The 19,521-nt window shown below is 33.1% G+C and carries 22 protein-coding genes and 1 tRNA gene; 11 read left to right on the top strand and 12 right to left on the bottom strand.

The window, feature by feature from the left end; genetic code table 11:
- Positions 1 to 70: 70 nt before the first annotated feature.
- Positions 71 to 157: transfer RNA gene (locus tag ACMOUI_RS01585), tRNA-Leu, on the bottom strand.
- Positions 158 to 296: 139 nt separating this feature from the next.
- On the opposite strand from ACMOUI_RS01585, the gene ACMOUI_RS01580 reads away from it, so the two are divergent.
- The 5 genes from ACMOUI_RS01580 (at position 297) to ACMOUI_RS01560 (ending at position 3,333) form a co-directional block, all read left to right on the top strand.
- The gene (locus ACMOUI_RS01580) at positions 297 to 557 is read left to right on the top strand and encodes a glycine zipper domain-containing protein (RefSeq protein ID WP_418963994.1); all 261 of its coding nucleotides are present in this window, start codon (positions 297 to 299) and stop codon (positions 555 to 557) included.
- 14 nt (positions 558 to 571) lie between these two features.
- The gene (locus tag ACMOUI_RS01575; RefSeq protein ID WP_418963993.1) at positions 572 to 1,018 is read left to right on the top strand and encodes a hypothetical protein; all 447 of its coding nucleotides are present in this window, start codon (positions 572 to 574) and stop codon (positions 1,016 to 1,018) included.
- Between the two features lie 307 nt (positions 1,019 to 1,325).
- Positions 1,326 to 2,087, top strand: a complete 762-nt coding sequence (locus ACMOUI_RS01570; protein ID WP_418963992.1) for an amino acid ABC transporter substrate-binding protein — start codon at positions 1,326 to 1,328, stop codon at positions 2,085 to 2,087.
- Positions 2,088 to 2,113: 26 nt separating this feature from the next.
- Entirely contained in the window at positions 2,114 to 2,740 is a 627-nt protein-coding gene (locus ACMOUI_RS01565) for an amino acid ABC transporter permease (protein ID WP_418963991.1), read from the top strand.
- Positions 2,740 to 3,333, top strand: coding sequence for an amino acid ABC transporter ATP-binding protein (locus ACMOUI_RS01560; RefSeq protein WP_418963990.1), 594 nt, complete (start codon positions 2,740 to 2,742; stop codon positions 3,331 to 3,333). The genes ACMOUI_RS01565 and ACMOUI_RS01560 overlap by 1 nt, the downstream gene beginning before the upstream one ends.
- Positions 3,334 to 3,342: 9 nt before the next feature.
- Here ACMOUI_RS01560 and ACMOUI_RS01555 read toward each other — a convergent pair whose 3' ends face one another.
- Genes ACMOUI_RS01555 through ACMOUI_RS01510 form a run of 10 tightly spaced genes read right to left on the bottom strand, consistent with a single transcriptional unit; the run spans position 3,343 to position 13,989 of the window.
- The gene (locus tag ACMOUI_RS01555; protein ID WP_418963989.1) at positions 3,343 to 4,137 is read right to left on the bottom strand and encodes a PhzF family phenazine biosynthesis protein; all 795 of its coding nucleotides are present in this window, start codon (positions 4,135 to 4,137) and stop codon (positions 3,343 to 3,345) included.
- A 53-nt stretch (positions 4,138 to 4,190) separates the two neighbouring features.
- On the bottom strand, positions 4,191 to 4,979 hold the full coding sequence (locus ACMOUI_RS01550) for an OAM dimerization domain-containing protein (protein WP_418963988.1): 789 nt from the start codon (positions 4,977 to 4,979) through the stop codon (positions 4,191 to 4,193).
- Positions 4,979 to 6,538, bottom strand: coding sequence for a lysine 5,6-aminomutase subunit alpha (locus tag ACMOUI_RS01545; protein ID WP_418963987.1), 1,560 nt, complete (start codon positions 6,536 to 6,538; stop codon positions 4,979 to 4,981). The genes ACMOUI_RS01550 and ACMOUI_RS01545 overlap by 1 nt, the downstream gene beginning before the upstream one ends.
- Before the next feature lie 11 nt (positions 6,539 to 6,549).
- A complete protein-coding gene (locus ACMOUI_RS01540) occupies positions 6,550 to 7,884 on the bottom strand; it encodes a MutS-related protein (RefSeq protein ID WP_418963986.1) in 1,335 nt (444 codons plus the stop codon).
- Complete coding sequence (locus ACMOUI_RS01535) at positions 7,874 to 8,896, bottom strand: hypothetical protein (RefSeq protein ID WP_418963985.1); 1,023 nt, start codon at positions 8,894 to 8,896, stop codon at positions 7,874 to 7,876. The genes ACMOUI_RS01540 and ACMOUI_RS01535 overlap by 11 nt, the downstream gene beginning before the upstream one ends.
- 28 nt (positions 8,897 to 8,924) lie before the next feature.
- Positions 8,925 to 10,166 carry a lysine 2,3-aminomutase gene (ablA, locus tag ACMOUI_RS01530; protein ID WP_418963984.1) on the bottom strand — a complete coding sequence of 414 codons (1,242 nt, stop codon included), beginning with the start codon at positions 10,164 to 10,166 and terminating at the stop codon, positions 8,925 to 8,927.
- A gap of 48 nt (positions 10,167 to 10,214) precedes the next feature.
- A complete protein-coding gene (locus tag ACMOUI_RS01525; protein WP_418963983.1) occupies positions 10,215 to 11,249 on the bottom strand; it encodes an L-erythro-3,5-diaminohexanoate dehydrogenase in 1,035 nt (344 codons plus the stop codon).
- Between the two features lie 10 nt (positions 11,250 to 11,259).
- A complete protein-coding gene (locus ACMOUI_RS01520; RefSeq protein WP_418963982.1) occupies positions 11,260 to 12,078 on the bottom strand; it encodes a 3-keto-5-aminohexanoate cleavage protein in 819 nt (272 codons plus the stop codon).
- A gap of 3 nt (positions 12,079 to 12,081) precedes the next feature.
- Positions 12,082 to 12,468 (bottom strand): hotdog domain-containing protein, encoded by a 387-nt coding sequence (locus ACMOUI_RS01515; protein WP_418963981.1) that lies wholly within the window; start codon positions 12,466 to 12,468, stop codon positions 12,082 to 12,084.
- A 30-nt stretch (positions 12,469 to 12,498) separates the two neighbouring features.
- Positions 12,499 to 13,989: a Na+/H+ antiporter NhaC family protein gene (locus tag ACMOUI_RS01510; RefSeq protein ID WP_418963980.1), complete on the bottom strand. Its 1,491-nt coding sequence runs from the start codon at positions 13,987 to 13,989 to the stop codon at positions 12,499 to 12,501.
- Between the two features lie 298 nt (positions 13,990 to 14,287).
- Here ACMOUI_RS01510 and ACMOUI_RS01505 point away from each other — a divergent pair, with 298 nt between their 5' ends.
- Together ACMOUI_RS01505 and ACMOUI_RS01500 are read left to right on the top strand one after the other, a co-directional pair.
- Positions 14,288 to 15,067 carry an enoyl-CoA hydratase-related protein gene (locus ACMOUI_RS01505; protein WP_418963979.1) on the top strand — a complete coding sequence of 260 codons (780 nt, stop codon included), beginning with the start codon at positions 14,288 to 14,290 and terminating at the stop codon, positions 15,065 to 15,067.
- Positions 15,068 to 15,095: 28 nt separating this feature from the next.
- The gene (locus ACMOUI_RS01500; RefSeq protein WP_418963978.1) at positions 15,096 to 15,935 is read left to right on the top strand and encodes a 3-hydroxybutyryl-CoA dehydrogenase; all 840 of its coding nucleotides are present in this window, start codon (positions 15,096 to 15,098) and stop codon (positions 15,933 to 15,935) included.
- A 50-nt stretch (positions 15,936 to 15,985) separates the two neighbouring features.
- Here ACMOUI_RS01500 and ACMOUI_RS01495 read toward each other — a convergent pair whose 3' ends face one another.
- Complete coding sequence (locus tag ACMOUI_RS01495) at positions 15,986 to 16,558, bottom strand: TetR/AcrR family transcriptional regulator (RefSeq protein WP_418963977.1); 573 nt, start codon at positions 16,556 to 16,558, stop codon at positions 15,986 to 15,988.
- Between the two features lie 265 nt (positions 16,559 to 16,823).
- On the opposite strand from ACMOUI_RS01495, the gene ACMOUI_RS01490 reads away from it, so the two are divergent.
- From ACMOUI_RS01490 to ACMOUI_RS01475, 4 genes are all read left to right on the top strand, one after another.
- A complete protein-coding gene (locus tag ACMOUI_RS01490; RefSeq protein ID WP_418963976.1) occupies positions 16,824 to 17,474 on the top strand; it encodes a CoA transferase subunit A in 651 nt (216 codons plus the stop codon).
- On the top strand, positions 17,475 to 18,140 hold the full coding sequence (locus ACMOUI_RS01485) for a 3-oxoacid CoA-transferase subunit B (RefSeq protein ID WP_418963975.1): 666 nt from the start codon (positions 17,475 to 17,477) through the stop codon (positions 18,138 to 18,140). It abuts the gene before it with no gap.
- A 25-nt stretch (positions 18,141 to 18,165) separates the two neighbouring features.
- Positions 18,166 to 19,374, top strand: a complete 1,209-nt coding sequence (locus ACMOUI_RS01480) for an acetyl-CoA C-acetyltransferase (protein WP_418963974.1) — start codon at positions 18,166 to 18,168, stop codon at positions 19,372 to 19,374.
- Between the two features lie 20 nt (positions 19,375 to 19,394).
- Positions 19,395 to 19,521 (top strand): acyl-CoA dehydrogenase family protein (locus ACMOUI_RS01475; RefSeq protein WP_418963995.1); only part of this gene is annotated, 127 nt, incomplete at its 3' end.

Below are 19,521 nucleotides of genomic sequence, written 5' to 3'. Positions count from 1 at the left end.
CATATATACCTTATTCAAATATTACCACTTCGTAAAATTTCAATAAAACATATATGATAGTTAAGATTTTTGGTGCCTGAGGGGGGACTCGAACCCCCAAGGTGTAAACACCGGCGGATTTTGAGTCCGCTACGTCTACCAATTCCGTCACTCAGGCTTTATGTATCTATTCTATACCAATTAGAGAGCTTTGTCAACATTTTTTATATTTTTTTAAAGGAATTTTATAATTTTTTAAGTAGATATTTTAAACTTTAAATGCATTAAGTTTTAATAAATTTAAGGAGGTATCTTATATGTTTAAGAGATTTATTTTTGTATCTGTTTTAATCTCTGCTTTGGCTGGATGTTCCAATTATGGAATGTACAATACTCCTAGAGTGAGAGATGGAGCATTGGGTGGTGCAGCTGTTGGAGCTTTAGCTGGTCAGCTTATTGGTAGAAATACCGCCGGTACTCTTATTGGTGCTGGAATTGGTGCTCTTGCTGGAGCTGCTATTGGTCATGAAAGAGATGAGCGAGCATATAGAAACTATTATAGAAATAGATACTATTAACTAGGAGGTTTTCAATGAAAAAAATATTCTTATTTTTATTTACTTTAACTCTTTCTGCAAATATATTTGCCAATAGTAATAATTATAACTTCCCTAAATTAAAGGAAAAAATGGAAAAAAATGGATACCAATTGGAATATATAAAAAAAGATGAGGGATTTAACTTTAAAAAAGGGGATTCTCATGTTGAAGTTACAGATTATAAAACTTATGCTAAATTAAATGACGCAATAGCTAACTCCATAAATTTATTGGAAGAAAAAGGATTCAAATTAGTTCCACAGGAGTGCGATTTTGGAAATGGTATTTTAGTTTTCACAAATCCAACTATAAAAGAGTACGCTTTTGTCCTTTCGGCAAACTATAAAAAAAATATTATGTTAAATACTGGTGGAGCACCTAAAGATATTGAGTTTTCTGTAAAAACTTTACAAGAAACTTTAAAACCAGTGAAAAAATAAAAACTTTTTTTATTTTTTCTTGACATATTAAAAAAATAACAGTATCATTATAAAATATAAAACAAAAAAAATTAGGAGGAAGATATGTCGCAACTGTTCATTGTTTTAAACTCATTACATCATCATCATAGATATTAGAGTTTGTTCCCTATGGATTTTCATAGATACAGACTCTTGTTGTATTACAAACTTGAGTCTGTATCTATGATGACAATGAAAAAAAGATATACATCCTTTTTAAAGCCATCTAGATATGTTCTAGATGGCTTTTTGTTTTTTATAACTCAATTTTAAGGAGGATTTTTATATGAAAAAAATATTTAAACTTTTGTTATTAACATTAACTGTATTTTCTATATCTTTTTCTAAAGACAATGCACTACAAACTATTCAAAATAAGGGTGAGATTATTATCGGTCTCGATGATACATTTGCTCCAATGGGCTTTAGAGATGAAAAGGGTAATATCATTGGCTTTGATATTGATTTAGCTAATGAAATTGCTAAAAGAATGGGAGTTAAAGCTATTTTTAAACCTTGCGAATGGGATGGAATCATTTTTGATTTGAGAAGTAAAAAAATCGATTTAATTTGGAATGGACTTACTATAACTCCTCAAAGAGAGCAACAGATTGCCTTTTCTACTCCATATTTTGACGATGATCAAATTGTTATAGTGAAAGATTCTCAGATAAAATCTTTTGAAAATTTAAAAGGTAAAAATATTGGTGTACAGCTAGGAAGTGCTTCATACTTTGCATTTGAAAATTCCAATCTATCTAAGATAACAGGTAATATTAATAAATACTCTACAAATGTTGAAGCTCTTTTAGACTTAGAAGCTGGTAGAACTGATGCGGTTGTTGTTGATGCAGTTGTAGGTAAATACTATGTTGCCAAAAAAGATGGTTTTACTATTTTAAATGAGGTTTTAGATAAGCAGCAGATGGGAATTGGTATGAGAAAACAGGATTTAACTTTAAAAAACAAGATAGATCAAACCTTATCAGATATGAAAGCTGATGGATCATTTAATGAAATTTACCAAAAATGGTTTGGTAATAACTAACACTCTATTTTAAGGAAGGATTATTTATGGAAAATAACTTATTTTATATACTACAAGGATTAACTTTAACTTTAAAACTTTATTTATTTACTTTAATTTTCTCTTTGCCTCTAGGGATTTTACTTTCTCTTGGAAGGGTTTCAAAATACAAGATATTAAACATTGGAATTCAAATATATACATGGATATTTAGAGGTACGCCTCTCTTATTACAACTTTTCTTTGTTTACTACGGATTACCTGTATTTGGAATCGTTTTAGAACCTTTTCATGCAGCACTTATAACTTTTACAATTAACTATGCTGCATATATATCTGAAATCTTTAGAGGGAGCATCTTAGGAGTTGACTCTGGACAATTTGAGGCTGCTCAAGTTTTAGGTTATAGTTATTGGCAAACTATGTTTAAAATAATTCTTCCACAGAGCTTAATTACAGCATTACCTGCTCTTTCAAATGAGGCTATCGCTCTTATTAAAGATACCTCTTTAGTTTCAGCTATTGGGATGGCAGAAATTTTAAGAAACTCTAAAGAGATTGTTACAAGAGAGTTTACCATTGCCCCATTTATTATATGTGCTGTAATCTATTTAGGATTATCAACTATTATTATTTTAATTTTAAAAATTATTGAAAAGAAGGTGACTGTATAATGGCTATTAAAGTTAAAAATTTAAATAAATCTTTTGGTGAAAACACTATTTTTAACAATTTAGACTTGGAGATTAAAAAAGGGGAGATTGTATCAATTATTGGTCCTTCTGGAAAGGGAAAATCAACATTTTTAAGGTGTTTAATTGGTCTTGAAGATTTTAGTTCTGGAGAGATTGTATGCAACAGAAAAAAAATGGGTATGGTCTTCCAAAATTTCAATCTTTTTCCAAATAAAACAATCTTGGAAAATATTACAGAGCCTCTTATATTGGTTGATAAAATGGATAAAAATATAGCTATTGGAAAAGCTAAAAATCTTTTAGAGAGAGTAGGACTATCTGATAAAGCAGATACCTATCCTAAATATCTTTCTGGAGGACAAAAACAAAGGGTGGCCATCGCTCGTGCTCTAGCAAAAGATCCTGAGGTTTTGCTTTTTGATGAGCCGACTTCAGCTTTAGATCCTTTTATGACTGCTGAAGTTTTAAAGGTGATTGAAGAACTAAAAGACAATAGGGATATGACTATGGTTATAGTTAGTCATGAGATGGATTTTGTCAATAAAATCTCAACTAGAATAATTGAGTTTTAAGCCTAATGCTTAAAACTCACTCCCTACATATACTTTACCATCAATAAATCTAACTATTATCTTAGAGCATTCCCCATAGTTTTCTCCTTGGAAAAACTCTAAATAATCACTTTTATATCTCTCAAATGTATTCAAATATCCAAAAAGTGCTCCATTTGAACTTCCAGTTGCTGCTTCCTCATCTATTCCATAAAGTGGTGCAAAATTTCTACAATAAACTCTATTGTTTTCAATAGTATAAACATGATATCCCACTGTATCATAATCTTTTGATATATATTTTATTTTTTCTAAATCAATCTTTAAATTATTTAATATCTTTCTACTTTTAACTGGAATTAATATATCTCTTAATCCACTATATCCAATGACTATCTCTAAACCTTCATACAACTCCTCCTTTTTTACTCCTATAGAATCTAATATTTTCTTTATTTTTGGCACGCTCTCTATTCTTATACTATCTTGCTCTAAAAATATCTCTCTTTCCTCTAGTATAACTTTTAAATCCTTAAAACCTAATCTTTCTATATACTCTCCCTCTTCAATAACACCAGTTTTTTTTAAAACATAAAAAGCTCCTAGAGAAGCGTGTCCACAAAACTCTATTTCACACTGAGGAGTATAAAATTTTAGTTCAAATATCTTTTTTGATATTTTTTTTACAAAAACTGTCTCTGAAAATTCTAACTCTTTAGCTTTTTTTTGACACTCCTCTTTTGAAATATCCTCTTTTATCATTACTACTCCAGCTTTATTTCCACCCTTTCCATTATACGTAAAAACATTGATTATAAACTCCATAACTCTCCCCTTTAAAAATAAACGGGCATACATATATGTATACCCAACTCCTGCTATCTATTCAATCTTTTTGCTAACTCTTGAACAGCGTATGAAGCTACATCATCCGCATATGTACCAGCTCCAAATCCAGCATCATATCCAAGTTCTTTAGCTAATTCATGCGTTATTCTAGCTCCACCACAAATCACTAGCATCTGATCTCTTAATCCTTCAGCTTCTATCATCTCAATAAGTTCAACCAAATTTTTAATATGCACATCTTTTTGAGTAACTGTTTGAGAAACTAAAAGTACATCAGCTCCAATTTCAATAGCCTTAGCTATGAAATCCTCATTTAAAACTTGGCTTCCCATATTTAAAGCTTCTATCATCTCATATCTCTCTAATCCATAGTGACCTGCATAACCCTTCATATTCATTACAGCATCAATTCCAACTGTATGAGCATCCGTTCCTGTACTCGCACCTAAGACAACTATTTTTCTACCAATACTCTCTTTTATAAATCTATCTGTTTCTTCCATTGACCAAGTTGTTGACTCAACTTTTGGAACATAGATAGATTCATAATCAACTGTATGAGTACAATTTCCATAACAGTTAAAAAATGTAAAGCCATCTGTCAACTCTTTGAAATATGAAACCTGTGGATTTTCAAATCCCATTTTTTTCATAAGTTGTTTAGCTGCTTCAACTCCCTCTGCACCTGCTGGTACTGGCAAAGTAAACGAAAGTTGAGTTTTCCCATCATTCATTGTATCCCCATATGGTTTAACAGCTTTTAAATCTAATGTTGTATCGAACGTTCTTTCCTCCATTGAATATAATCCACCACCCATTATTTATCCCCTCCTAACATTTTTGGAATGAATAGATTCATATAACTAGAACCTTTTTCTACAACTCCTGATAATCCTTTACCACCTGTTCTGCTTCTCTTTATATCTGCAAAAGTTCCCTTCTCCAGTGAATTAAATAGACCATCTCCAACCATCTTTTCAAGTAGCTCCACAGATTCATCCAAAACAAGTTGCGCTCTTTTTTGTATTATTCCATTAGCTCTAAACTCTATCTCAGAACCAAAATCTCTCATATTATTAAATATATATCTTGCATTTTCTATCGATAGATATCTATCTGACATAAATGGTGTATGAATAGCTTCTGTCATCATACCTAACAGTTGTAACCCCTGCCCTGTCATTATAGCTACTTGATTAAATAGTGCATCCTGTATATGCCCCTTAAATATATTTCCAGTCATAAATTTTGTAGGTGGCATATATTTTAGTGGAGCCTTAGGGAAAATCTCTCTTGTCATTTGAGCTTGTGCCAATTCCAATAGGAATCCATTCTCTAACTCTGGATCCATCTCAAAGGCGTGTCCTAATCCCATCTGTTCCTCTGGAATACCAGCCATAAATGCCAATTGTTCATTTATTAAATCTGATGCTAAAACTGTATGAGCATTCTCAACAGCATCAGCTGTTGTTAAATAGTTGTCCTCCCCAGTATTAATTATAACTCCTGCAAATCCATTTATCACTCTTGAGAAAAATTGATCCACTAGTGTTCTTTGCATATTTATATCTCTGAATAGTATTCCGTATAATGCGTCATTTAGCATTACATCAAGTCTTTCTAAAGCACCCATCGCCGCTATCTCTGGCATACAAAGACCTGAGCAATAATTACAAAGTCTTATATATCTTCCAACCTCTTCTCCCACTTCATCCAGAGCTTTTCTCATAATTCTAAAGTTCTCTTGAGTTGCAAAAGTTCCTCCAAATCCCTCTGTTGTTGCACCATAAGGAACATAATCCAACAGACTTTGTCCTGTTGTTCTAATTACTGCAATTATATCTGCTCCCTGTCTTGCTGCAGCTTGCGCTTGAATAACATCCTCATAGATATTTCCAGTTGCAACAATTACATATAGATAAGGCTTTGGTCCCTCTCCAATCGTTGCTAAATATCCCTCTCTTTGCTCTCTGTTTGATTTTATTCTATCGACTACTCTATTTACAACTGGTTCTACAGCTCTTTGAACCTCATCTTTACTATGTTGTTTTATCTTAGTTAAATCTAACTCACCTAAACTCACTTTTTCAGCTATATCTTGAGGGGATAATCCTGTTTCAAGCATTGCATTTCCTATAAAATACATAACTCCTTCAGATAGCACCCCTTTATCTTTTAAATGGTCTACAACAATATTTGGCAATGGTACCTCATCACAGTCTACGCCATCTATCTCTAGCAGTCTACAAATTGTTCTTTCCACTGCAACTGTTGTATAAGAATCCACAAATTTTTGTACATCTATAGCTATATCTTTAGCCAACCCTCTGGCTCTATCCACTTTATTAAAATCTAACCCTAACTTGCTTTTAAACATCAACGTCCTCCTTATAAATACTTATATGCGTTATTTATAATATCCTCATCTATTTTTAATAACTTTCCTATTGTCAATGCTTCTTCTGGAACACTATCATCATCTACTTCAACTAGAGCATAGTCTATATAGTCCTCTATATTTTTATAGTTTATATCCTCATCCAATTGAGTTTTTTTAATTCCAACAACCCTTAATTTTACAACATCTTCTCCCACTTGATCATAATGAGTGGTTATTACAGATTCTATAAAATAATTATTAAGAATTGTTATTACACTTTTTAAAAGTGCTCTTCCTTCTTGAGGATTTGTTGTTCTAGCTAATTCATCTATTAAAACAAGAGGTCTAATCCCTTTTTTTATCTTTTTTACTATTCTATCTATCTCTAACATCTCTGCTGCAAAGGAGGATAGCCCCTCCTCTAAAGATTGAGTATCCCCAATTGACAAACATATCTCATCAACAAGCTGTATCTTTCCCTCTATAGCTGGAATATAAAATCCCATCTGTGCCATATTTTGAACTAAGCCTAAAGTTTTTAATGTCAATGTTTTCCCTGACATGTTCGCTCCTGTTATAACTGTCACTCCATTGTGCAATGTTATATCAATTTTTTGATATGTCTTATCTTTATCTTCCAATATTTTTAAAACCTTTGGATTGAATATCCCTTTTAGCTCTGTTTTTTCACCAAAAGTTGGTCTTACTAATTTTAACTTTTGGGTTTGAAGAGCTTTTGCTAAAACTAGGTCCAAATATCCCAATCTTTTTATAGAACTTTTTAAAACTTGATTATAGTTTGATAATTTCCTACTAATAACCTTTCTTACATCATCTTCCAACTGCATCTCAGTTTCATATAATGTTTCATCTTTAGTTTCTTTTATAGCTTTTCTAACTTCGGACAATTCTATTGAGTAGGAACTATATATATGAAAACTCGCTATTCTAAGTTTATCTGGATCCAATATATCAATTACTTTTTCCAAATTTTGAGGAGCTAAAAATTTATAGTTTTCCTTCAAAATTTCATATATCTCTTGGGAGATCATGGAAAAAATTTTAATTTCAAAAAGTTCAATATCATCCAATATATATCCATTGGATAATCTATTTACAATATTTTCAATATCCTTTAATGCTGATAGTTTCCTTTTGATTGTAGTATATATCTTAGAATTACTTTCCAACAAAGTTATCACACTGTGTAAATTTTCATACTCCTTTTCTAATTTCTCAGAATCTTTTGAAAACTCGATACTTTTTAATGCTTTTTTTCCCAATCTACTGACTATATCTAAGGTATCAATTATATAATCAAAACCTATCTTTTCAAAGTTCATAACCTTCCTCCCTTAGATTGATAACAGGTACCTCAGCATACTCCTCAATCGCTTTTATAAGCTCCTTCGAATCCAATATATGTCCTGTTGGAGCTACTGGATTTACTGTTATCGCCACTAGTTTTGTTTTTAACAGTACTTTTAATTTCCCACCTTTTCGTATAAAACGATTTAAAATATCTCCCGATACGAATATTTTCGTAAAATCTTTTACAACTATCTCCACATTTTCTATAAAACTTTGCTTTGTTAAGCTCTCAACAAATCTTTCAGTTAAAACTCCAGTTATATAGAGAGTACATCTTTCTAAAAAAATATTTTCTTCCAATTGAGAAAAATTTAATATTGATTTAATGGGTAACTTATTTATAATATCTTTTTCCCAAAGTATTTTATATATTCCATCTTCTAAATCCATCACTCTATCTTTTCTTCTTTCCTCAACACTTTCCAATTTAAGAAGATCTATAATATGCTTAGTTTTTTTTACAATCTCCTTTGGATTAATTGAAACAGCTGCTCCCGTTGATAAAACTATACCCTCTGTAATAATAGGAGACCCTACACTTAAACGTGATAGGGCCCCATCTACTAATACACTGTCTACACCTCTATTCAACACTTCATCTATGACACTCTTTACCCAAGTCCCATTGGATGGCCCTGATAGTAATACCTTTCCCTCTCCTAGGGCTCTTGCTGTTACAAGACGCCCTAGAGCAGTGGATTTTTCACTAACATCTAAAATTTCAGCTTGAAATCTCTTTTTTATATAGTGCTTTTCACTCGTTATAAAAATCATTCCCTCATATATTGTTACCTCAGGTTTTGCTGTTTCTGTTACCAAATCAACTGTTTCTCCATCTATTCCTATTGAAGTAACAGCTGTTACAACTCCCTCATTTTTTAATCTTTTCAAGATATAATTCATAGTTTCTGTCTTACCAACATTTTTTTCTAATCCAATTGTTGCAATACTTTTATATTTTTTTATATCTTTTATAAAGGGCATGCTCCTCTCCTTTCAAGCTTACTATATTTTAGTGTGCATTTCTTTTTTTTCTATCAAGTTGTCTTGGCTCTAAAGTTTCCTCACATCCACTCATTAATCCTGCAACTCCAACCTGTTTTTTCTTTGTCTCTCCTTGACATGTATCACATTCACATCTATTTTCATAGTTTGCAGGTTGAGTATATGTTGTAATAACACCTTCAAAATTTCTTAAGACAACTTTCTCTGGAGATTGAGATATTAAATAGTTTGGCATCACTGGAATTTTACCTCCTCCACCTGGAGCATCTACAACAAATGTAGGAACAGCATATCCCGATGTATGACCTCTCAATCCCTCAATTATCTCTATACCTTTAGATACTGGAGTTCTAAAGTGTTCGATTCCCATTGATAGATCGCATTGATAGATATAATATGGTCTTACTCTCATTTTAACTAGGTTATGAACTAAATCCTTCATTACGTGTACACAGTCATTTACTCCTCTCAATAAAACCGATTGATTTCCTAGAGGAACTCCTGCATCTGCTAGCATATTACAAGCTTTAATTGCCTCTGGAGTGATCTCTTTTGAATGATTAAAGTGAGTATTTAACCAGATTGGATGATATTTTTTTAACATATTGCAAAGTTCTGGAGTTATTCTTTGAGGCATTACAACTGGTGTTCTTGATCCTAGTCTTACAATCTCTACATGTGGAATCTCTCTCAATTTACTGATGATATACTCTAAATTTTCATCGGATAAAAGCAAAGGGTCTCCTCCAGATAATAATACATCTCTTACTTGAGGCGTATTTCTTATATAGTCAATAGCTTTTTCAATTCTTTCCATTGGCAGAGCGTGATCTGTCTGTCCTGCAAATCTTCTTCTTGTACAGTGTCTACAATACATTGAACACATATCAGTTACAAGTAGTAACACTCTATCTGGGTATCTATGAGTTAATCCCGGAACAGGTGAATCTCCATCCTCATGTAATGGGTCTAACTGATCTGCTGCTGATCTATGTAGCTCATTTACAGATGGTACTGCTTGCATTCTAACTGGGCATTTCGGATTATCTGGATCCATAATGCTTAGATAGTATGGTGTAATTCCCATTCTAATAGTCTCTAATGATTTTTTTATCCCCTCTTTCTCCTCATCTGTTAAAGTCATTAAGTTTTCTAATTGCTCCAAAGTTTCTACCCTATTCCTAACTTGCCATTTCCAGTCATTCCATTGCTCATCTGTTACGTTAAATCTCTCTCTCAAATTCATCATTGATAAACTCCTCCCGACTTTTATATTGAAACCTTTTTTATTTTTTAATTAAACGTATAGCTTTTCAAATAACTCTCTAATTGCTTTTGATTCTCTTATAATTTCCAAAGTTAAATTGGCATGTCCCTTTGTATATCCATTTCCAACTATCATACTCACATCTTTTCCTACACCCTCTGCTCCCAAGGCTGCCTTTGTAAATGAAGTGGCCATTGAGAAGAAGTAAACTACTCCATCATCCTTTGTTATCAATATAGATGACATCTCAGTTCCTGGAACATTTACATTATTTATTACAACATCACATAACTCCCCATTTGTGATTTCATTTATTTTATTATAAATTTCTACTGGTTTTGTTGCATCTCCCACTAAAACAGTGTGAGCCAATCCTAAATCTCTAATTCTTTGTGCATTTGCTTCAGAATATTCAAACACTATAACTTTTCCAGTTTTTCCAACATTTTTCATAGCTTGATAACAGCAAAGGATTCCAGATTTTCCTCCACCACCAATTATACAAACCGTATCTCCCTCTTTAACTAATTTTTCAACTTGAGCAGGTGCACCAGCTACATCCAGTGCTGCAAGTGCTAATTTTTCAGGGATATCCTCAGGTAAAACCGCATATATACCGCTTTCAAATAAAATTGCTTTAGCCTTTACATCCACCTGATCATTTGAGATATTTATTTTCTTTATCTCCTCTATCTTTAAAGGCGTCAATGAAAGTGAAACCAAAGTTGCTATTTTATCTCCAACTTTCAAGTTTTTATCTGGAAAATCTGGTCCTATTTTTTCAACAGTTCCAATTAACATTCCTCCTGATCCTGTCACAGGATTTTGCATCTTTCCTCTTTCAGCCACTATACTTTCAATCATTTCAGCCATTTTTTTCTCATCTCTATTACATGCTTCTTTAATCTGTGTAAAACTAGCTGAATCAATATTTAGAGTTTGTACATTAATCAATACTTCATTTGACATAATTTCCATATCATTGGATATTTTTAATGCTCCTTGTGGTAGTGATCCAACAGGCTCTATTACTCTATGTGTTCCAAATTTGCATCCTTTTTTCATAATATCCTCCTCAATTTAAACCTAATATTTTTCTTGCCTCAGTTGGATTTGCTATCTCTCTTCCAAACTCTTTTGCAAGTCTTACAACTTTTTCAACTAACTCACCATTACTTTTTGCTAATACACCCTTCTCAATATAGATATTATCTTCAAATCCAACTCTTACGTGACCTCCAGATATTATAGAAGCCACAGCAAGAGTGAATTCATATCTTCCTATTCCAGCTACCGAATATGTAGATCCACAAGGTATACTCTCTTTTAAAAAGAGAAAATCCCTCAATTCTCCAGAAATTCCACCATTTACTCCCATTACAAAACTAAAGTGAATCGGCTCTTTAATAAACCCTTTTTTACACAATCTAATTGCCATGTCTATCATTGATTTATCAAAAACTTCAACCTCTGGCTTAACACCCAAATCTATCATCTTTTTTCCAAACTCTTTAATCATACTCTCAGTGTTCACAAAAATTTCATCTCCACCAAAGTTTAAGGTCCCACAATCTAATGTCGCCATCTCTGGTTTTAAATCAACTGGCTCTAATCTTTCAGCTGAGGTCATCCCCACTGACCCCCCTGTAGAAGGTTGAACTATTACATCTGGACATCTCTCTTTTATAGCTCTTATGCACTCATCGTATCTTTCTTTTCTTTGAGTTGGAGTTCCATCATCCTCTCTAACATGTAGATGAATGATACTTGCTCCCGCTTTATATGCACTGTAAGCCTCTTTTACAATCTCCTCCACTGTATACGGTACAGCTGGATTATGTTCTTTTGTCACTTCAGCACCACAAATGGCTGCTGTTATTATTAATTTTTCCATAATCTACCCCTTTCTTTGAACAGACTTTGGAACGACACAAGTACCAACTGCTTTACATACTACAATGGGTTCTTCTAAAAAATCTGCTGCTGAGTCACAGATATCAGCTCTTGGAACAATTACCTTTCTAGCTTCAAAAGTCATAGCTCTTGAAGTATTTCCAACTTTTGTAATCTCTCCTACAACCTCTAAATAATCTCCAGCATATACAGGAGCCATGAACTCTACCTCACTATAAGCCTTGAATAAACCCTCATCCCCATCATGTTTTATCAATAGCTCTGTCGCTACATCCCCAAATAACTGTAAAATTCTTGCTCCATCTACTAAATTTCCACCATAATGAGCATCTGCTGAACTCATTCTTAATCTTATCATTGATTTTGTCATAACTCCTATCTCTCCTTTACATATTTTTTATTATGCTAACTCTTCCGTTTCTGCTGTTATCTCCTCATTTTCTCCTACTAATTGCACATCTGGTTCTGCCGGTAAAGCAAATCTTGGAATAAATCTATCAAGTCCCGTTAAAGTTAGTATTAAAATGCTTCCCACAGCTATATAAGCCATAAAATTGTATTTTATAATACTTATTGCCGTAAATGAAGCCAATGGATATACTGCATTTGCAATTCCTAAATAAAATCCTATATACACATGCCAAGGTATTAGTTGGGATCCAAAAACTCCTAGAGCATCACTGAATGTAGCATTTCTAAGTCTCAAAGTTTCAATATCTTTTGGACTTCCCTTTACATTTTTTTCAACAAGCTCCTTTATAATTGGTCCTATTGTTACAATTTGTGCCATCTCATCTGCTAGAGCAGCATTTCCTAAGATTGATAAAACACCGTTGTAAAACATCAGCTGTCTAACACTTCCAGATATCTTTTTAATTAGAATTGATACTGGTCTAAAGGCATCCATAATTTTCATTATTCCACCAAATGCTGCAACCCACATCATCATTACAATAACCCAAGATCCTGCTCCTTCAAATCCTGTATAAATAAGATTTAAAAATTCTGAAGGACTCTCAACAGTTCCAGCAAAAGTTCCGCATATAAAAGATGCAAAAATTCCAAGGAATAAACATAAAAGTGTATTTACTCCTTTAAATGCTGAAACTAAAACTAAAATTAGAGGAATTACCATATAATAAGGTACTCCACTTTTAACTTGATTAAGTAATGCTACTGCACTCTCTCTTTTTTCTGCTAGAGCGGCCCATGCTGACTCAGGTATCTGATTTATAGCCTCAACTGGACTTCCAACCTCTGTTGGTAATCCCATAGCAACACTCACTACATAGAAAGTTACTACTGCACACACAAGTATCGATGCTGACCAAAATCCTTGATGTCTTATTCTTTTTACAACTTCAACTCTTTGAATTCCAGAACTTACAATTGTTGTATCTGATATAAGACCAATATTGTCTCCAAAGCATGCTCCTCCAGCTATTGCTGCCAAAGTTAAGAACATATCTCCTTGAACAATGTGATTCAGCCACAAAAATATTGGTGCACAGGCTGCAAATGTTCCCCAGCTCGTTCCTGTTGCAATGGATAGGATTGATGTTACTATAACTCCTACTACTGCAACTGTTCTGGCTGTTAATCCAAATCCTAAAGCTATGTTAATTATGGAAGCTCCAACTCCTGTTGACATAAAAGCTTCTGCCATTGCATAGGCCATCATTAGGATAAAAAAGGCTATTTGCATCTCTCTTGCATTTTTTATACACGCATCTATAATGTCACTTATTTTTTTCTTTGCTACAAGTGATGCCACAAGTGCTGCGTATACTGTTGCTAAAGGTGCTGCTAACAATGCATCATACCCACTCATCATTAGTCCTGCCAAAACTAAAACTGGACTAAGCTTTATTATTGCCATTACCGTTCCCATATCTTCCTCCTAGATTGTTTAATTTCTCATAAAATTTTCAAGTAGGATGTAAGTGAGTGCTTACTTTAGTTTTGTCAGTAGCTATATATACCTCACCTTTTTTTTTAAGTCAATAGTTATTTTAAACTTTTTTCTTTTTTTAAGTTTAATTTTAGCACTAAAAATACCTATTACAGACACTTAGAGATACAAAAAAATATTTTATAAATAAAAAAATTTGACAAATTTAAGTTTTATGAGGTAATAAGGGTCTCGTTAAGTATTTTTTAACTACACTTTAGTTATCAAGGAGGAAAAAATGGTATTTAAAAATCTTTTAACTGAAATTCATGGAAAAGTCTGTATAGTTAAAATTAACAGACCAGAATCTTTAAATGCTCTAAATGAAGATACTTATAAGGAGATTCACCAATGCTTTTCTCAGTTGGAAAAAAATGATGAGATTGATGTCATCTTACTAACAGGTGAAGGACGTTCTTTTGTGGCAGGAGCTGATATCTCTTTCATGAAAGATTTAAGTACAAAAGAGGCTAAGGAGTTTGGTATTTTAGGAACTAATGCCTTTAACACAGTGGAAAATATCAATAAAGTTGTTATTGCTGTCATCAATGGTTTTGCCCTTGGGGGAGGATGTGAACTTGCTATGGCCTGTGATATTAGAATAGCTTCCGACAAAGCTAAACTTGGACAACCTGAAGTTACGCTAGGTATAACTCCTGGTTCTGGCGGAACTCAAAGACTTCCAAGATTAGTTGGTTTAGCTAAAGCTAAGGAGCTTATATATACAGGGAATATTATCGATGCCTATGAAGCTAAATCTATCGGTTTAGTTAACCAGGTAATTGAACATGATAAACTTATGGAATATGCACTAAATATGGCAAATAAAATTAGTTCCAATGCTAAATTGGCAGTTCAATATTCAAAAGAGGCTATTAATAAGGGAATTCAAGTAGATGAAACTACATCAATGTTTATTGAAAGTAGTTTATTTGGTCTATGTTTCTCAACTGCAGATCAAAAAGAGGGTATGTCGGCCTTTTTAGAGAAAAGAAAAGCAAACTTTATTAACAAATAAACTATACAAAGGTTATAAGGAGGAAACAATGAAAGTATTTATTGTAGGTGCTGGTGTTATGGCAAGTGGAATTGCTCAAGTTTTTGCAACAGGTAATCATGAGGTTTTAATGACTGATATCTGTCCTGAAGCTCTTGAAAAAGCAAAGAAAGGTTTTGTAAAAAGTTTAAGTAAATTAGTTGAGAAGGAAAAAATTACTGAGGATAGAAAAAATGAAATCTTATCAAAAATACATACAACATCAAATATAGAGGACGCAAAGGATGCCGATTTAATCATTGAAGCTGTATCTGAAAAAATGGCAATAAAAAAGGAGCTATTCTCCAAATTAGATGAGATTTGTTCTCAAAAAACTATCTTTGCCACAAATACCTCATCTCTTTCTATCACTGAAATCGCTTGTGCTACTAAACATCCTGAAAGAGTTATTGGAATGCACTTTTTTAACCCTGCTCCCGTTATGAAACTCATTGAAATAATCAAAGGTTATACTACGAGTCAAGAAGTTTATGAAACTATCTTAACTCTCTCTAAAGAGTTGGGAAAAGAACCTGTTTTATGTGAAGAAGCTCCAGGTTTTGTTGTAAATAGAATTTTAATTCCTATGATCAATGAAGCTATTGGAATTTTAGCTGATGGAGTTGCCACTCCTGAAGATATTGATAATGCCATGAAATATGGTGCTAACCATCCTATTGGTCCATTGGCACTTGGGGATTTAGTTGGACTTGATGTTGTTTTAGCTATTATGGATGTTTTAGCTACTGAGTTTGGAGATCCTAAGTATAGAGCACACTCGCTTTTAAAGAAAATGGTTAGAGCTGGAAAGCTTGGAAGAAAAACTGGTGAAGGATTCTATAAATATTAATAAAAAAAGAGAAAACCTATCTTTTATGGTTTTCTCTTTTTCATTTTTCTCTATTTTGCTTTTTTATATTGCTCAATTGAGTTTTGATAAAATTTAATCTTTTCACTTAAAAAATACCCTTCCCTTTCTCCAGTGAATTTTCCCTGTGTTAAAATTTTTAAAAGAAAACCACCCATAACACTGCTCAACATATCATTTACAAAAACTTCTGGTAAGTAGTTAATCTTATTCTCATGGAAAACTCCAGTAAAATGATCAACTAAATAGTTTTTAAAGTCAATTGTTCTCAGAAATTTTTGATTCTCATTATCTGAAAGTTTTAACTGAAGTCTAAATATTATCTCATGTTGTTGTAAAAAATTTTGATACAGTAGAATACTTTTGGCAATATCTTGTTCTAATTCTCCTGTCAGACTCTCATGCAGGGATTTTATAATTTTACTCTCTTCTACAAATTTATTTATTATCTCCTCTAAAACCCTATTCTTAGTTCCAAATAATCTAAAAATAGTAACCTCATTGCACTCCGCTTCTTTGGCAATACGTTTTGTTGAAACTTTATCAAAGCCCTCCTCTGAAAAGAGTCTTTGTGCACAATCTAAAATTTTATCCCGTGTTTTCATCATCCCTCCAACTCTGCCTATATTTTTCAATATTAACTCAATTTATACCTCATTTTTGACTCATTTGTCAATTTTTTTTTTAGAAAAGTGTATATCTTTTTCATTTTACAAACTCTCTCTCTAATTATATGTTTGTAACACCTTTTTTTTGTTCGGAAAAAATATTTTTTATTTAACTATTGACATTTCATTTCTACATGAGGTATATATTCATACTGAAATTAAGCAAGCATGTACTTGCTAACTTAAACAAAGGAGTGAAGTTATGAAAAAATTGGTCTCTGTTGATTTTGCAGCATCACTTATTAAAGATGGTTCTTCTCTTATGACTGGGGGGTTTTTGAAATGTGGGTCTCCCAAAGAGGTCATTGAAAAACTATTAGAAAATGGTACTAAAGATTTAACTCTTATTGCCAATGATACTAGTTTTCCAGATTTTGAAAGAGGAAAACTTGTTGTTAACAAAAGAATTAAAAAAGCTATCGTATCTCATATTGGAACTAATCCTGAAACAGGAAAGCAGATGCATAGTGGAGAGATGGAAGTGGTTTTAGTTCCTCAAGGTACTCTTGCCGAAAGAATAAGAGCTGCTGGAGCTGGACTTGGTGGAATTTTGACTCCAACTGGAATCGGTACTGTTGTTCAGGAGGGAAAAGAGATTATTGAGGTCGATGGTAAAAAATATATCCTTGAAAAACCATTAAAAGCTGATGTGGCACTTATTTATGGGACAAAAGTGGACTCTTTTGGAAATGTTTCCTTTCATGGCTCCACTAGAAATTTCAATACAATAATGGCTACTGCTGCTGATACAGTTATTGTTGAAGCTGAAGAGATAGTTGATGGATATTTAGATCCTAACGAAGTTGTTATTCCAGGTATATTTGTGGATTATATCGTTAAGGGAGGAAGATAGATGGAACTTACAAAAGAAAGAGTTAGAGAGATTATTGCTAGAAGAGTTGCCAAAGAGTTCAAAGATGGAGATGTTGTAAATTTAGGAATTGGACTTCCTACTGAAGTTGCCAACTATATACCTGATTCAATACATGTCGCATTACAATCAGAAAATGGACTAATTGGAATGGGACCAACACCTTGCGAGGGAGAGGAGGATTGTAGAATATCTAATGCTGGTGGTTCACTGGTTACTATTGCTCCTGGTGGATGTTTCTTTGATAGTTTTACATCTTTTGGAATAATCCGTGGAGGACATGTTGATGCTACTGTTTTAGGCGCATTACAAGTTGACGAAAAAGGAAATTTAGCCAATTGGATGGTTCCTGGTAAAATGGTTCCTGGTATGGGAGGTGCTATGGACTTAGTTGTTGGAGCAAAAAAAGTTATCATAGCTATGGAACACACTGCTAAGGGAGCTCCAAAAATATTAAAAAATTGTACTTTACCTCTTACTGCTACCAATGAGGTTAACCTGATTATCACAGAAAAAGGGGTTATGGAAGTTACTGATAATGGCATCGTTTTAAAAGAACTTAGCCCTTACTCATCCATCGAAGACATTAAAAATGCCACTGAAGCTGACTTGATTATTGATGAAGATTTAAAAATTATGGAAGTATAAACTATTTTAGGAGGGTTTTGAATAAATGGAAAAAATCTACATTGTAGCCGCTAAAAGAACTCCCATTGGATCTTTTTTAGGATCTTTAAACAAAGTATCTCCAAGTCATCTTGCTGGAGAGGTCATAAAGAATATTCTTGAAGAGACTAAAATAGATCCTAGCACTTTAAATGAAGTCATTATTGGAAATGTTTTATCTGCTGGACATGCTCAAGGAATTGGAAGACAATCTGCCATTAGAGGTGGTGTTCCCAATACTGTTCCCGCTTACTCTTTAAATATTATATGTGGTAGTGGAATGAAAGCTGTAATGTCAGCTTATCAAATTATAAAATCTGGTGAAGCTTCCCTTATACTAGCTGGAGGAACAGAGTCCATGTCTCAAGCTCCTCATCTGATTAACCACAATATTAGAACAGGTATTAAAATGGGGGACTCTTTAGCTAAAGATCATATGATTTTAGATGCTCTAACTGATGCATTCCACGGGGTTCATATGGGTATAACAGCTGAAAATATCGCAGAAAAACATAATATCTCTAGAGAGGAGCAAGATCAATTCTCTATAGAATCTCAGGAAAAAGCTATTGCCGCTATTGATAGTGGACGTTTCAAAGATGAGATTGTCCCTATTGAAGTTAAAGATAAAAAGGAGATAATTTTAGTTGATACAGATGAATATCCCAATAGAAAAACATCTCTTGAAAAACTTTCAGCACTTAGACCTGCATTTAGAAAAGAGGGAACTGTCACAGCTGGTAACGCTTCTGGTATAAATGATGGGGCTGCTATTTTACTTATAGCTTCTGAATCAGCTATAAAAAAATATAATTTAACCCCTTTAGTTGAAATTATAGGTGTAGGACAAGGTGGAGTAGATCCTTTAGTTATGGGACTTGGACCTGTTCCAGCTATAAAAAATGTACTGGATAAAACAGGTTTAAAACTTGAGGATATGGATATCTTAGAACTTAATGAAGCCTTTGCTGTTCAATCTCTTGGAGTTATAAAAGAACTTTGTGAGATGTATTCAATGGATCCAGTTTGGTTTAAAGATAAGACTAATGTCAATGGTGGAGCTATTGCATTGGGACATCCAGTTGGAGCTAGTGGAGCTAGAATACTTACAACTTTGGTACATGAAATGAAAAAAAGAGGTTCTCAATATGGGCTAGCTAGTCTGTGTATTGGTGGAGGAATGGGTACTGCAATAATTGTAAAAAATGTTCAATAAAATATATTAGGAGGAAATAAATGGATTTTACATTAACTAAATCGCAAGAACTTTTTAAGCAAATGATTACAGCTTTTGCTGAAAATGAAGTTAAACCTCTTGCTGCTGAAATTGATGAGGAGGAGAGATTCCCTATTGAAACTGTAG

Source organism: Cetobacterium sp. (genome assembly GCF_048470075.1).
Classification (GTDB): domain Bacteria; phylum Fusobacteriota; class Fusobacteriia; order Fusobacteriales; family Fusobacteriaceae; genus Cetobacterium_A.
The sequence above is the reverse complement of the archived record's forward strand: the minus strand, read 5'-3'. Positions and strand labels throughout refer to the sequence as shown.

What these genes read in the sequence shown, in the direction of transcription:
- ACMOUI_RS01500 (WP_418963978.1), top strand. Translation starts at nt 15,096, where the DNA reads ATGAAAGTATTTATTGTAGGTGCTGGTGTTATGGCAAGTGGAATTGCT.
- ACMOUI_RS01555 (WP_418963989.1), bottom strand. Translation starts at nt 4,137, where the DNA reads ATGGAGTTTATAATCAATGTTTTTACGTATAATGGAAAGGGTGGAAAT.
- ACMOUI_RS01580 (WP_418963994.1), top strand. Translation starts at nt 297, where the DNA reads ATGTTTAAGAGATTTATTTTTGTATCTGTTTTAATCTCTGCTTTGGCT.
- ACMOUI_RS01570 (WP_418963992.1), top strand. Translation starts at nt 1,326, where the DNA reads ATGAAAAAAATATTTAAACTTTTGTTATTAACATTAACTGTATTTTCT.
- ACMOUI_RS01480 (WP_418963974.1), top strand. Translation starts at nt 18,166, where the DNA reads ATGGAAAAAATCTACATTGTAGCCGCTAAAAGAACTCCCATTGGATCT.
- ACMOUI_RS01515 (WP_418963981.1), bottom strand. Translation starts at nt 12,468, where the DNA reads ATGACAAAATCAATGATAAGATTAAGAATGAGTTCAGCAGATGCTCAT.
- ACMOUI_RS01540 (WP_418963986.1), bottom strand. Translation starts at nt 7,884, where the DNA reads ATGAACTTTGAAAAGATAGGTTTTGATTATATAATTGATACCTTAGAT.
- ACMOUI_RS01565 (WP_418963991.1), top strand. Translation starts at nt 2,114, where the DNA reads ATGGAAAATAACTTATTTTATATACTACAAGGATTAACTTTAACTTTA.
- ACMOUI_RS01510 (WP_418963980.1), bottom strand. Translation starts at nt 13,989, where the DNA reads ATGGGAACGGTAATGGCAATAATAAAGCTTAGTCCAGTTTTAGTTTTG.
- ACMOUI_RS01520 (WP_418963982.1), bottom strand. Translation starts at nt 12,078, where the DNA reads ATGGAAAAATTAATAATAACAGCAGCCATTTGTGGTGCTGAAGTGACA.
- ACMOUI_RS01545 (WP_418963987.1), bottom strand. Translation starts at nt 6,538, where the DNA reads ATGTTTAAAAGCAAGTTAGGGTTAGATTTTAATAAAGTGGATAGAGCC.
- ACMOUI_RS01550 (WP_418963988.1), bottom strand. Translation starts at nt 4,979, where the DNA reads ATGGGTGGTGGATTATATTCAATGGAGGAAAGAACGTTCGATACAACA.
- ablA (WP_418963984.1), bottom strand. Translation starts at nt 10,166, where the DNA reads ATGATGAATTTGAGAGAGAGATTTAACGTAACAGATGAGCAATGGAAT.
- ACMOUI_RS01575 (WP_418963993.1), top strand. Translation starts at nt 572, where the DNA reads ATGAAAAAAATATTCTTATTTTTATTTACTTTAACTCTTTCTGCAAAT.
- ACMOUI_RS01505 (WP_418963979.1), top strand. Translation starts at nt 14,288, where the DNA reads ATGGTATTTAAAAATCTTTTAACTGAAATTCATGGAAAAGTCTGTATA.
- ACMOUI_RS01535 (WP_418963985.1), bottom strand. Translation starts at nt 8,896, where the DNA reads ATGCCCTTTATAAAAGATATAAAAAAATATAAAAGTATTGCAACAATT.
- ACMOUI_RS01485 (WP_418963975.1), top strand. Translation starts at nt 17,475, where the DNA reads ATGGAACTTACAAAAGAAAGAGTTAGAGAGATTATTGCTAGAAGAGTT.
- ACMOUI_RS01525 (WP_418963983.1), bottom strand. Translation starts at nt 11,249, where the DNA reads ATGAAAAAAGGATGCAAATTTGGAACACATAGAGTAATAGAGCCTGTT.
- ACMOUI_RS01490 (WP_418963976.1), top strand. Translation starts at nt 16,824, where the DNA reads ATGAAAAAATTGGTCTCTGTTGATTTTGCAGCATCACTTATTAAAGAT.
- ACMOUI_RS01560 (WP_418963990.1), top strand. Translation starts at nt 2,740, where the DNA reads ATGGCTATTAAAGTTAAAAATTTAAATAAATCTTTTGGTGAAAACACT.
- ACMOUI_RS01495 (WP_418963977.1), bottom strand. Translation starts at nt 16,558, where the DNA reads ATGAAAACACGGGATAAAATTTTAGATTGTGCACAAAGACTCTTTTCA.